Origin of the sequence: Yoonia sp. (assembly GCF_036770585.1) — a bacterium.
GTDB lineage: Bacteria > Pseudomonadota > Alphaproteobacteria > Rhodobacterales > Rhodobacteraceae > Yoonia.
The window spans coordinates 1-11,735 of the sequence record NZ_DAIPIW010000042.1; the positions used below are offsets into that span (position 1 = coordinate 1).

Sequence of the window (11,735 nt, forward strand, 5' to 3'; positions counted from 1 at the left end):
GAATACGGCGCGCGCGCGGGCTTCTGGCGGCTGCACCGGATGCTGAAGGATCTGCCGATCACGATCTATGGCGTCGCTACAGCCTTGGCCCGCGCGCCCGCGCAGGTGGCGGCGATGAAGAAAGCGGGGTGGGAAATCGCCAGCCACGGCCTCAAGTGGGTCGAACACAAGGACATGAGCGCGGATGAGGAACGCGCAGCGATCCGCGAAGCGATCCGCCTGCATACCGAGGTGGTGGGTGCCCCGCCGCGCGGCTGGTATACGGGCCGCTGTTCGATGAACACCGTCGATCTGGCGGCCGCGGAAGGCGATCTTGCCTATATCGCCGACAGCTATGCCGATGATCTGCCCTATTGGGTCAAGGCGGGCGGCAAGGACCAGCTGATCGTGCCTTATACGATGGATTGCAACGACATGCGCTTTGCCATTCAGGCGGGCTTCAGCACGGGCGACCAGTTCGAAAGCTATCTGAAGGACAGTTTCGACGTGCTCTATGCCGAAGGACAGGCAGGCGCGCCCAGGATGCTGTCGATCGGTCTGCATTGCCGTCTGGCGGGGCGGCCCGGGCGGGCGCTGGCGCTGAAACGGGCGCTGGATCACATGGCAGCACATAGGGGCGTCTGGTTTGCGACCCGTGAACAGATTGCCGACCATTGGGCCAAGGCACATCCGCCGGTGACGCGCGAACGCCCCTCGGCGATGACGAAAGACGCCTTTGTCGCCGCCTTCGGTGGCATCTTCGAACATAGCTCGTGGATTGCCGAAGCGGCGCATGATCTGGAACTGGGGCCTGCCCATGACACGGCGGCGGGCGTCCATAGTGCGCTGACCCGTGTGTTCCGGTCTGCCAGCGAGGAGCAGCGCCTCGGCGTCCTCAACGTCCACCCCGATCTGGCGGGCAAGCTGGCGGCAGCGGGGCGGCTGACGGCGGACAGCACGGGCGAACAGGCGAGTGCGGGTCTGGATATGCTGACCGATGACGAACGCGCGACCTTTCAGAAACTCAACGCCGACTATGTCGCGCGCCACGGGTTCCCCTTCATCATCGCGGTCAAGGACAACACCAAGGCCAGCATCCTTTCCGCCTTCCACCGCCGCATCGGCAACGACCGCGCGACCGAATTCGCCGAGGCCTGCCGTCAGGTCGAACGCATCGCCGAACTGCGCCTGATCGAAAAGCTGGGCCGATGAGCCGCGTCCTGACGCTTCAGCCGCTGACCGCATCGGCCTTTGCGCCCTTCGGTGACGTGCTGGAGATCGCAGGCGATCCCGACAGGATCATCAATCAGGGGCTTTGCGGACGTTTCCACGACCGCGCCGTGCTTGACTTTGGTGATGGTCGTGCAGGCATCAGCATCTTCGATGCCGAGGCCCGCACCCTGCCGATGACCCTTGCCATGGTCGAGCGGCACCCTTTGGGCAGTCAGTCCTTCCTGCCGATGACACAGCATCCTTTTGTCGTGATCGTGGCCCCCGACGCAGGCGGCAGACCGGACAGGCCGCTGGCCTTCAAGACCGCGCCGGGGCAGGGGGTGAACTATCACCGCAATACGTGGCACGGGGTGCTGACGCCGCTTCATGCGCCGGGGCTCTTTGCGGTGGTGGACCGGATCGGCGAGGGCGCGAACCTGCAGGAACACTGGTTCGATGCGGCCTATACCGTCACGGATTAGCCGCCGATCTTCAGGGGCATGTGCCGGTTGACGTCCTTGTAAAGCAGATAGCGGAACTGGCCCGGTCCGCCGGCGTAACAGGCCTGCGGGCAGAAGGCGCGCAGCCACATGAAATCGCCGGCCTCGACCTCGACCCAATCCGCGTTCAGCCGGTAAACGGCCTTGCCTTCCAGCACGTAAAGCCCGTGTTCCATCACATGGGTTTCCAGAAACGGGATCACCGCCCCCGGTTCGAAGGTGACGATATTGACGTGCATGTCATGGCGCAGGTCGGACGGATCGACAAAGCGTGTCGTCGCCCATTTGCCATCCGTGCCGGGCATCGCGACGGGATCGACGTCGTTTTCATTGGTCACAAGAACGTCGGGCCGATCAAGGCCGTCGACGGCCATGTAGGCTTTCCTGATCCAGTGGAACCGCAGCGCGCCGTCGCCGTCATTATGCAAGGTCCAAGCACTATCAGGCGGCAGATAGGCATAGCCGCCTTCCGTCATCCGGTGGCTTTCGCCGCCCGCCTGCAGTCTGGCCTTGCCCGCGACCACGAAGAGCACACCTTCTGCCGCCGGAGCGGTCTCGGGCCGGTCGGAGCCACCGCCCGGCTGCACCTCCATGATGTAATGCGAGAACGTTTCGGCAAAGCCGCTGAGCGGGCGCGCGATGACCCATGCCCGCGTCTTGTCCCAGAAGGGCAGATAGCTTGTGGTGATATCCCGCATCGTGCCTTTGGGGATCACGGCATAGGCCTCGGTGAAGACGGCGCGATCCGTCAGAAGCTGGCTCTGGTCTGGCAGGCCGCCCTGCGGGGCATGATATGTGCGGGTCATTTGGGACTGGTCCGGGTTTTGTTACAGCCGAATTATGCAAGAGCCCGCGTCGGCAGACCAGCCGAAAAGGGCGGCGGCTCCGACTTGGTGCTTGCCGCGGGCGGGCCGAGCCGCGATGATCGTGGCAGACCGACCGCAAAAGGCACATGCAGCCGCCCCCATGATCGAAGACTGGACAGTGCGCTTTTCAGGCACCGCCGCCTTGCCACCCAAGGTGCGCGCGCGGTTGAACACCGTTGCAAGGGTCGTCCACTTGGCCAAGGGGGACTCGGTCTTCGGTCCGTCGCATGTCCCCGACAGCCTGCTGTTTCTCTATGAGGGGCGAATCCGTGTCTCTCAGACCTCTGAGACGGGACGTGAAATCGTGCTCTATCGCGTCGATGCCGGTGACAGTTGCGTGCTGACCACCGCCTGCATGCTGGCGGAAGAGGCATACAACGCCGAAGGGATCGCCGAAACCGATATCACTGCGATCGTCCTGCCCAAACCTGCATTCGAACGTTTGGTGGCCGAAGAAGAGGCCTTCCGCAAATTTGTCTTTGCCGCCTATGCGCGCCGTCTGATCGACCTTTTGCGCGTTGTCGATGATGTGGCCTTCGGGCGGATGGATGTCCGCCTCGCCGAGCGTCTTCTGACCATGGCAGGCGGCGACAAGGAAGTCTCTGCCACCCATCAGGACCTTGCAGCCGAACTCGGGACCGCCCGCGAGGTCGTCAGCCGTGTCCTGTCCGATTTCCAGAAGCGCGAGATGATCGCCCAGTCCCGCGGGCGGATCGCGCTGATCGACAAGGCCGCCCTGCGGATCCTCGCCGACAGCCGGTGATGCGAAAAATGCGACTTGGGTGACTTTCGTCACAGAAGGACGCGCGGTGCCCGCCTATCTGACCGTCAAGGAAAATGAACGGAGTAACCGATATGACCTATCCAGTAGACATGACCATCACCCCCGAGGTGCAGGCCTTCTTTGACGAAGCCACGAATACGATCAGCTATATCGTCAAGGACCCGACCAGCAAGTCCTGCGCGATCGTCGACAGCGTCATGGACATCGACTATGCCGCTGGCCGCATCACCTTCGACCATGCGGATGAACTGATCCGGCAGGTCGAAACGCAGGGCCTTAGGCTCGAATGGATCATCGAGACCCATGTCCACGCCGACCACCTGAGTGCTGCACCCTATATTCAGCAAAAGCTGGGTGGCAAGATCGGCGTCGGCGCGAAGATCACCGTGGTGCAGGACACCTTCGGCAAGGTTTTCAACGAAGGCACCGAGTTCCAGCGCGACGGCTCGCAGTTCGATGCGCTCTTCGAGGATGGCGATACCTATACCATCGGGAACATGCAGGCCTTCGCCATGTATACGCCCGGCCATACGCCGGCCTGCATGGTGCATGTCATCGGCGACGCGGCCTTCGTTGGCGATACCCTGTTCATGCCTGACGGCGGATCGGCCCGCGCGGATTTCCCCGGGGGCGATGCCGGTGTCCTTTACGACAGCATCCAGAAGGTTCTGACGCTGCCGGATGATATGCGTCTCTTCATGTGCCACGACTACGGCCCCAATGGCCGCGACATCCAGTGGGAAACCACCGTCGCGGATGAAAAGGCCCACAATATCCACGTGGGCGGCGGCAAGACCAAGGAAGACTTCGTCAAGTTCCGCACCGAGCGTGACGCGCAACTGGCCATGCCGAAACTGATCATCCCGTCGTTGCAGGTGAACATGCGGGCAGGGGCCGTGCCGACCGACAAGGACGGCAACCCGATGCTCAAAGTGCCGGTCAACGGTCTCTGAAGTCGCTTGGGAGCAGAAGAAATGAACGTGACACACATATCCCCGACCTTCAGCGTCAGCCCCCAGATCACCGCGGCGGATATCGCCGCGATCAAGGCGGCAGGCTACCGCGCGATCATCTGCAATCGCCCCGACAACGAGGGTGCAGACCAGCCCGCATTTGCCGAGATCGCAGCCGCCGCCCGAGCGGCGGACCTGAAGACCGCCTATATCCCGGTCATCCCCGGTGCGGTCACTCAGGACAATGTGACGGCCCTTGCGGCAGCCTTGAAAGACTTGCCGCAGCCCGTTCTGGCCTATTGCCGCAGCGGGGCGCGGGCCGCCTCGCTCTGGTCACTTTGCGACGGCAAACAGCCCACCGCCGTCTGAGCAATGCGCGCTGCCGCCGGCCCGTGCCGGCGGGGCGCACCCTTCAACAGAAGTATCCCCCATGACATCCCTTCGCCGCTATCTGCCGCTCCTCGACTGGGGTCGGACATACAATCGCACCGCCTTTTCCAACGACATGATCGCCGCAGTGATCGTGACGATCATGCTGATCCCGCAGTCGCTGGCCTATGCGCTTCTGGCGGGTTTGCCGCCCGAGGCGGGGATCTATGCCTCGATCGCGCCGATCATCCTCTATGCCGTTTTCGGGACCTCGCGCGCGCTTGCGGTCGGACCTGTGGCGGTGGTCTCGCTACTGACCGCTTCGGCGATCGGGCAGGTGGCCGAGCAGGGGACCGCGGGCTATGCCGTCGCCGCGCTGACGCTGGCCTTCCTGTCGGGCGTGTTTCTTGTGCTGATGGGTGTCTTGCGACTGGGGTTTCTGGCAAACTTTCTCAGCCATCCGGTGATCGCAGGCTTCATCACCGCATCCGGCATCCTGATCGCCACCAGCCAGCTTAAGCATATTCTGGGGGTCAGCGCCCATGGGCACACCTTGCCGGAAATGCTGGGGTCCATGCTGTCCAATCTGGCCGAGATCAACTGGATCACCCTGGTGATCGGTGTTCTGGCGACAGCCTTCCTGTTCTGGGTCCGCAAGGGGCTGAAGCCGCTGCTGAGGCGCATGGGGGCCTCGCCCCTTGTCGCGGATATCCTGACGAAGGCGGGACCGGTCGCGGCGGTCGTCGCGACGACCTTGGCGGTCTGGGGTTTCGGCCTGGCCGAGCAGGGCGTCAAGATCGTAGGCGCTGTGCCGCAAAGCCTGCCACCGCTGACCTTGCCCGGGTTCTCGCCTGATCTGATCGGTGCGCTGCTGATGCCGGCGATTCTGATTTCGGTCATCGGTTTCGTGGAATCCGTCTCGGTGGCGCAGACCTTGGCCGCCAAGAAGCGCCAGCGGATCGACCCCGATCAAGAGCTGATCGGTCTGGGTGCCGCCAATCTTGGCGCGGCCTTCACCGGCGGTTATCCCGTGACGGGTGGTTTCGCGCGGTCGGTGGTGAACTTCGACGCAGGGGCAGAAACGCCCGCGGCGGGGGCGTTTACCGCTGTCGGACTGGCGATTGCGGCTGTGGCCCTGACGCCGCTGGTCTACTTTCTGCCGACGGCGACCCTTGCCGCGACGATCATCGTCGCTGTTCTCAGCCTTGTCGATCTGTCGATCCTGAAAAAGACCTGGGGGTATAGCCGCGCGGATTTCACCGCCGTTGCCGTGACGATCCTGTTGACCCTGACCATGGGGGTCGAGGTCGGTGTGGCATCCGGTGTCGCGATTTCCGTCCTTTTGCACCTTTACAAGACGTCGCGTCCGCATGTGGCCGAGGTAGGACTTGTCCCCGGCACGCAGCACTTTCGCAACATCCACCGCCATCAGGTCGCGACAAACCCCCGCCTGCTGAGCCTGCGGGTGGATGAAAGCCTCTATTTCGCGAATGCACGGTTTCTCGAAGACCTGATACAGGCGCGCGTCGTCGAAGGCAGCGATATCCGCGACGTGGTGCTGATCTTCTCGGCGGTGAACGCGGTGGATTATTCCGCGTTGGAAAGTCTCGAAGCGATCAACCAGCGCCTTGGGGACCTTGGGGTCGGGTTCCACCTGACCGAGGTGAAGGGCCCCGTCATGGACCGGCTGAAGCGGTCGCATTTCGTCGATGATCTGAACGGGCGGGTCTTTCTGTCGCAGTATGATGCCTGGCTGCATTTTCTTGCTCGTCCGCCCGAGGGATCAGCCGAAGAGCCGCCATTGGTCAGGTGACGCGACTTGCCTGCGGTATCCCGAGTATCCCCAACTGGACAGTAGACGTCCCTGTCGATGCGAGGCATGTTGGGCGGGAAGGTGTGCCTGCGCCCAAGGTCTTGCCGATGGGCGCGCAACGCCTGTCGCATGATGAAATGGCGGCCAGTGCTGCGGATCTTTCAGGGATCGCGTCAACCGGTCCCGCAATCAGGGAGAGAAAGAATGACACTCAACAGACGTTCCTTCATGGGAACAGCAGGGGCGGCAGCGGGCCTTCTGGCGGCACCGATGCTGCATGCCCAAGGCAGCGGAAAGCCAAGGGTCGTCGTCGTCGGTGGCGGCGCAGGCGGTGCGACAGCCGCGCGTTATATCGCCAAGGACAGCAACGGCGCGATCGACGTGACACTGATCGAGCCGACGCGGGCCTATTACACCTGTTTCTTCTCCAACCTCTATCTTGGCGGTTTCCGTGATATGGACGGTCTCGGCCATTCCTATGGCAATCTTGCCGCGTCCTATGGGATCAACGTGCTGCATGACTGGGCGATCGGTGTGGACCGCGAAGCCAAGACGGTGACGACCGCCGGTGGTCATACATTGCCCTATGACCGGCTGATCCTCAGCCCCGGGATCGACTTTGTCGATGGTGCGGTTCCCGGTTGGGATGTTTCGGCCGCGAACGCCATGCCCCATGCCTACAAGGCCGGATCGCAGACGGAACTTCTGAAAGCGCAGGTGGAATCCATGCCGCAGGGCGGTGTCTTCGCCATGGTCGCCCCGCCGAACCCCTACCGCTGCCCGCCCGGACCCTATGAGAGGGTCAGCATGGTCGCGCACCTGCTGAAAGAGATCAACCCGACCGCCAAGATCCTTGTCGCGGATCCCAAGGAAAGCTTCTCCAAGCAGGGGCTGTTCGAGGAAGGCTGGGAAAAGCACTACAGCGGCATGATCACGCGGGTCGGTCCCGATGGCGGCGCCGACAACATCGCGGTCGATCCCGTGGCGATGACGCTGTCGATCAATGGAGAGGTCACCAACGTCGATGTCTGCAACGTGATCCCGGCGATGAAGGCCGGCCGCATTGCCGAGATCGCAGGGATCACCGAAGGCAACTGGGCACCTGTCAGCGCCTTCGACATGTCCTCGCGGATCGACCCAAACATCCATGTCCTCGGTGATGCGGCGGCACAGGGCGACATGCCGAAGTCCGGCTTCTCGGCCAATAGTCAGGCCAAGGTCTGCGCCATGGCCGTGCGCGGTGCCCTGACCGGATCGAACGTCTTCCCGGCACGCTTTGCCAATACCTGCTGGTCGCTGATCGACACCGACGACGGCGTCAAGGTCGGTGCAACCTATGAGGCGACCGAGGAAAAGATCGCCTCGACCGGTGGTTTCGTCTCGCAGACGGGCGAGACGGCCGAAGTGCGGGCCGCGACCTATCAGGAATCGATCGGCTGGTATGACGGGATCGTCGCCGACATGTTCGGCTAACAAGCGCAGCGCCCGGCGGTGTGTCGTCGGGCGCTTGTGATCAAATCGGCCCGTCCGATCCTGCGTCTGGCATCGGCAATAGCAAGATCGCCGATCTAGCGATACCGCGCCGCGAACCGTCGCATGATTTCGCCCGGAACGGTGACTTTTGCCGCATGGCAGGCGGCGATCAGGCGGTCGGCATCCTCGGGCGGGAAGTAGCCGTGATTGCGGTATATCCTGATGCGGCGCTCGAAATCTCGGGCGTCGGCCTCGGGGTGGAACTGGGTCGCGTAGACGTTTTGGCCAAAGCGGATCATCTGGAACGGGCAGGGCGCGGACCCCAGCAGGTGGACGGCGCCTTCGGGCAGGGACTGCACGGCCTCTTTGTGGCCGACGAAGACGTCGAATTCCCGCGCCAGCCCCGCAAGCAGAGGATCGCTTGCGCCTTCAGGTGTCATCGTGCAGACCGACGCGCCGACGGGTTCGCCGAACCGGTCCTTGCTGACCTGCGCGCCCAGATGGTGGGCAAGGATACCCAAGCCATAGCAACAGCCCATCAACGGATGGTCGCGTTCGGTGATCTGCGGCATCAGGCCCAGGATCTGCGCCTCGATCCGCGCATCCAGCGCGCTTTTCGTGTCCGGAGGGTCGCTGACGCAACCCGGCCCGCCGCCCACGATGACCGCGGCAAATTCCGTCACATCCAGATCCGCGGGGATCATCTCCCGATCAAGCCGGATCCGGCGGGTTTCGTCCCGCGTCAAGCGGCACTTGTTAAGGATCGCCGCATATTCATCATCCGAGGCGTCGGTCTCTGGGCGCAGTTGCAGGATCAGAAAGGGTTTCATGCGATGTCATTAGGTCGGCGGTCGCGGGATGGCAATCATCCGGGCAAGACATCCTTGCAAACTGACCGCGCCGCCTTGGACCGATGCGGGATCAGTCACCGATAGGTCCGTCGATATGCAGCGCGTTCTCGCGGAACTCGGCGGCGACCTGATAGCTTTCGGCGATCTGTCGGCGGGACAGGACCACGTCAGGCGGTCCGAAAGCCACGATCCGCCCCTGTTCCAGAATCGCCACGTCATCGCAGTAGCGCTTGGCCATCGCCAGATCATGAAAACAGGCAATCGCACTTCGCTTGCGGCGCCGCACCTCGTCCAGCAGCTTGAGCTGAAAATGCAGGTCGAGGTGATTGGTCGGCTCGTCCAGAACATAGAGCGCGGGGTCACGTGCCAGCAGCTGGGCAAAGTAGCACCTCTGGCGCTCTCCGCCCGAAAGGTTCTCGGCGCTTTGCAGGCGTTTGTGCGCAAGGCCGACGAATGCCAGGGCCTCTTCGCGTCTTGCGTCACGCGCAGGCTCTGGCAAGCCGAGGGGCTTTAGACCGATGTCCACGATATCGACCGGCGTCAGTCCGGCAAGCAGGCCGTCGCCCTGCACCAGCGCGCCGACGGCCCGCGCCCAGTCGGCGCGTCGCCAGTCCCGCTTGGCAACACCATTAAGGACGATCTCGCCCCGTGTGGGTGGCAAAGCGGTATAGATGGCGCGCAGGATGGTCGTCTTGCCCGCACCATTCGGCCCCAAAAGGCCAAGCGTCCGGCCCGCGCTCACCCGCAGCGAGACGTCCTTGACGTAAGGCCCGCCCCCGAGGTTGATCGAAAGGCCCCGAATTTCAAGCACGGGGTCAGGCATGACGGCGCATCCCGCGCAGGATCAGGATAAATGGCGGGGCCGCAAAAAGCGCCAGCAGGACACCCAAGGGTAGTTCCTCGGGTGCCAGCAGCAAGCGGCACAACAGGTCCACAGCGACCAGCACCGCAGCCCCCAGAGACATCGCCATCGGAATAAGCACCCGGTGCCGCGCGCCCACGATCAGGCGGGCCATATGGGGCAGGATCAGGCCGATAAAGCCGACGATGCCCGCCACGGCGACGGCAAGGCCGGTCAAGAGGACAGTGCCGAAGAAGATGCTGTAGCGCAGGGTCTCGACAGGCACGCCCAGCGCCTCGGCCCGTTCATCGCCCAAGAGCGTGGCATCCAGATCCCCCGCCCGCCAGAGCGCCAATACCCCCACGAGGGTCAATGCCCCCAGCAACATCGGGATGTCGTTCCAGCCGGTGCCCGAGGCCGAGCCCATCAGCCAGCCCAGCGCCGAGCGTGTCGCCTGTGGATCGCCGAGATAGAGAAAGAACGCCGTCAGGGACTGAAACATCAGCGATACGGCGACACCCGCCAGGATCACCACCAGCGGATCCAGAGACCGACCGCGCTGCATGGACAGCCCCAAGGTCATGGTAAAGGCCGCCCCGGCCCCGAGGAAGGCGAGGACGGGAATGCCGACGACATCGGTGATGCCGGACGGCAGCCAGATGATCCCCGCGACAGCCGCTGCCGATGCCCCCGATGACAGCCCCATCAGATAGGGATCGGCCAGCGGATTGCGCAGCGCCGTCTGCATCAACGCCCCCGCAAGGGCCAGCCCCGCACCGATCAGCGCAACGGCCAGCACGCGCGGGATGCGCCACTCCCAGACGATCATGCTCAGCCCGCGCGGCGCATCATCTGCGCGGGTGAGGATGGCAAGACGCTCGCCCCATGTGATCTCTGCGGTGCCCCAAAGGACGCCCGCGACCATCACCAGCCCCAGAAGGGCCAGCGACAGCCCGAAAAGCAGGGGCGCGCGTGCCGTCATCTAGTTCAGCGCCGCCAGTTGGGCATTCAGGCGTTCCACACCATCCGCAAAGCGCATACCCAGCAGGGTTTCCGAGAAGGGCACGGTGACAAAGCGGCCTTCCTGCACGGCGCGCAGTTCCGACAGAACCGGATCAGCCTCCATGTAGGCGCGCTTGTCCGCTGCGGTGGACCAATCGGCCTCGATCAGGACGATGACATCGGGATCGGCGGCGACCACCCTTTCCCATGCAAGGTCGACCCATGTGCCTGCGACGTCATTGGCGATGTTGCTGAGCCCCACAAGCTCTGTCAGCAGGGTCGGCGTGCCGCAGCACCCGACCGAGTAGGGGGTCGCGTCGCCACTGTCGAAGATGAAGACGGACTGGTTGTCGCCAGCCGGATCGGCCTGCACCGCTTCCAGCCGCGCGCGCATGTCAGCCGCCAGCGCCGTGGCGCGGTCCTCGACACGGAAGATCCTGCCGATGGTTTCGATGTCGGTCAGGATCGGGTCGATCGTGAAGGGGCGGTCTTTGGGATGTGTTTCGCGGCAAGAGGCATCGACAAGGTAGGTCCCGACCGCGCGGGCGTTCCATTCGTCTTGCGCGCCCAGATTGTCTTCGTTGAAGGCCGAGGCGAAACCGGCAAAGAGAAAGTCCGGTTCGGCGGCGACCACGATTTCGCGGGCGGGATATCTTTCGGCGAGGACGGGGACAGCGTTGTAGGCGTCCAACCACTGCGCGGGGATCGCATCGTCGATATAGGCGGTCCCCACCATCGCCGCTTCCAGACCCAGAGCAAGCATGACCTCTGTGGCCTGCTGGTTCAGCGTGATCGCCCGTGTCGGCGCCGCCTCATAAGTAAATGACGCACCGCAACTTGCGATGGTGACCGGATCGGCATGGGCAAGGCCCGCTGCGACGATCAGGGGTAAGGCTATTTTAAACGTCTTCATAGACTGCTCCTGTGGTATGGTAATGAAGGTCGGAAAGGATGCGGCCCGCGACAAGCGCTTCGGACACAAAGCGGCGCAGGGCAGATGCGTCGGGGATACGGTACCAATGGCCTGCGGGGTAATGCACCAGTGACGGACCCTGATTGCAGGGGAAAAGACAGCCCGTCGTCGTCACAAGG

13 protein-coding genes are annotated in these 11,735 nt (G+C 63.5%); 7 read left to right on the forward strand and 6 right to left on the reverse strand.

Features of this window, described 5'->3' with window-relative positions:
- Together uraD and V7N12_RS08945 are read left to right on the forward strand one after the other, a co-directional pair.
- A partial coding sequence (gene uraD, locus V7N12_RS08940) for a 2-oxo-4-hydroxy-4-carboxy-5-ureidoimidazoline decarboxylase (RefSeq protein ID WP_333714149.1) occupies window positions 1-1,191 on the forward strand: 1,191 nt, incomplete at its 5' end.
- Complete coding sequence (locus tag V7N12_RS08945; RefSeq protein ID WP_333714150.1) at window positions 1,188-1,673, forward strand: ureidoglycolate lyase; 486 nt, start codon at window positions 1,188-1,190, stop codon at window positions 1,671-1,673. The genes uraD and V7N12_RS08945, both read left to right, overlap by 4 nt.
- On the opposite strand, the gene V7N12_RS08950 is transcribed toward V7N12_RS08945, so the two are convergent.
- The gene (locus tag V7N12_RS08950; RefSeq protein WP_333714151.1) at window positions 1,670-2,497 is read right to left on the reverse strand and encodes a bifunctional allantoicase/(S)-ureidoglycine aminohydrolase; all 828 of its coding nucleotides are present in this window, start codon (window positions 2,495-2,497) and stop codon (window positions 1,670-1,672) included. The genes V7N12_RS08945 and V7N12_RS08950 overlap by 4 nt on opposite strands.
- A gap of 160 nt (window positions 2,498-2,657) precedes the next feature.
- Between V7N12_RS08950 and V7N12_RS08955 the strand changes: the two genes are divergently transcribed.
- From V7N12_RS08955 to V7N12_RS08975, 5 genes are all read left to right on the forward strand, one after another.
- The gene (locus V7N12_RS08955) at window positions 2,658-3,320 is read left to right on the forward strand and encodes a Crp/Fnr family transcriptional regulator (RefSeq protein ID WP_333714152.1); all 663 of its coding nucleotides are present in this window, start codon (window positions 2,658-2,660) and stop codon (window positions 3,318-3,320) included.
- 92 nt (window positions 3,321-3,412) lie between these two features.
- The gene (locus tag V7N12_RS08960; RefSeq protein ID WP_333714153.1) at window positions 3,413-4,294 is read left to right on the forward strand and encodes an MBL fold metallo-hydrolase; all 882 of its coding nucleotides are present in this window, start codon (window positions 3,413-3,415) and stop codon (window positions 4,292-4,294) included.
- 27 nt (window positions 4,295-4,321) lie between these two features.
- Window positions 4,322-4,663, forward strand: a complete 342-nt coding sequence (locus V7N12_RS08965; RefSeq protein ID WP_333714154.1) for a TIGR01244 family sulfur transferase — start codon at window positions 4,322-4,324, stop codon at window positions 4,661-4,663.
- 61 nt (window positions 4,664-4,724) lie between these two features.
- Window positions 4,725-6,476, forward strand: a complete 1,752-nt coding sequence (locus V7N12_RS08970) for a SulP family inorganic anion transporter (protein WP_333714155.1) — start codon at window positions 4,725-4,727, stop codon at window positions 6,474-6,476.
- Window positions 6,477-6,680: 204 nt separating this feature from the next.
- Window positions 6,681-7,949 (forward strand): NAD(P)/FAD-dependent oxidoreductase, encoded by a 1,269-nt coding sequence (locus tag V7N12_RS08975; RefSeq protein ID WP_333714156.1) that lies wholly within the window; start codon window positions 6,681-6,683, stop codon window positions 7,947-7,949.
- Window positions 7,950-8,044: 95 nt separating this feature from the next.
- Here the strand turns inward: V7N12_RS08975 and V7N12_RS08980 are convergent, their stop codons facing one another.
- The 5 genes from V7N12_RS08980 to V7N12_RS09000 all read right to left on the reverse strand — a co-directional run.
- On the reverse strand, window positions 8,045-8,779 hold the full coding sequence (locus tag V7N12_RS08980; protein WP_333714158.1) for a glutamine amidotransferase: 735 nt from the start codon (window positions 8,777-8,779) through the stop codon (window positions 8,045-8,047).
- A 91-nt stretch (window positions 8,780-8,870) separates the two neighbouring features.
- Window positions 8,871-9,623 carry an ABC transporter ATP-binding protein gene (locus V7N12_RS08985; RefSeq protein WP_333714159.1) on the reverse strand — a complete coding sequence of 251 codons (753 nt, stop codon included), beginning with the start codon at window positions 9,621-9,623 and terminating at the stop codon, window positions 8,871-8,873.
- Window positions 9,616-10,623, reverse strand: a complete 1,008-nt coding sequence (locus V7N12_RS08990) for a FecCD family ABC transporter permease (RefSeq protein WP_333714160.1) — start codon at window positions 10,621-10,623, stop codon at window positions 9,616-9,618. The genes V7N12_RS08985 and V7N12_RS08990 overlap by 8 nt, the downstream gene beginning before the upstream one ends.
- Window positions 10,624-11,556, reverse strand: coding sequence for an ABC transporter substrate-binding protein (locus V7N12_RS08995; protein ID WP_333714161.1), 933 nt, complete (start codon window positions 11,554-11,556; stop codon window positions 10,624-10,626).
- Window positions 11,543-11,735: (2Fe-2S) ferredoxin domain-containing protein (locus V7N12_RS09000; RefSeq protein ID WP_443089953.1), on the reverse strand; the 193-nt coding region annotated here is incomplete at its 5' end. The genes V7N12_RS08995 and V7N12_RS09000, both read right to left, overlap by 14 nt.

Coding starts and splice junctions, on each gene's coding strand:
- V7N12_RS08945 (WP_333714150.1), top strand. CDS start 1,188: ATGAGCCGCGTCCTGACGCTTCAGCCGCTGACCGCATCGGCCTTTGCG.
- V7N12_RS08950 (WP_333714151.1), bottom strand. CDS start 2,497: ATGACCCGCACATATCATGCCCCGCAGGGCGGCCTGCCAGACCAGAGC.
- V7N12_RS08955 (WP_333714152.1), top strand. CDS start 2,658: ATGATCGAAGACTGGACAGTGCGCTTTTCAGGCACCGCCGCCTTGCCA.
- V7N12_RS08960 (WP_333714153.1), top strand. CDS start 3,413: ATGACCTATCCAGTAGACATGACCATCACCCCCGAGGTGCAGGCCTTC.
- V7N12_RS08970 (WP_333714155.1), top strand. CDS start 4,725: ATGACATCCCTTCGCCGCTATCTGCCGCTCCTCGACTGGGGTCGGACA.
- V7N12_RS08975 (WP_333714156.1), top strand. CDS start 6,681: ATGACACTCAACAGACGTTCCTTCATGGGAACAGCAGGGGCGGCAGCG.
- V7N12_RS08980 (WP_333714158.1), bottom strand. CDS start 8,779: ATGAAACCCTTTCTGATCCTGCAACTGCGCCCAGAGACCGACGCCTCG.
- V7N12_RS08985 (WP_333714159.1), bottom strand. CDS start 9,623: ATGCCTGACCCCGTGCTTGAAATTCGGGGCCTTTCGATCAACCTCGGG.
- V7N12_RS08990 (WP_333714160.1), bottom strand. CDS start 10,623: ATGACGGCACGCGCGCCCCTGCTTTTCGGGCTGTCGCTGGCCCTTCTG.
- V7N12_RS08995 (WP_333714161.1), bottom strand. CDS start 11,556: ATGAAGACGTTTAAAATAGCCTTACCCCTGATCGTCGCAGCGGGCCTT.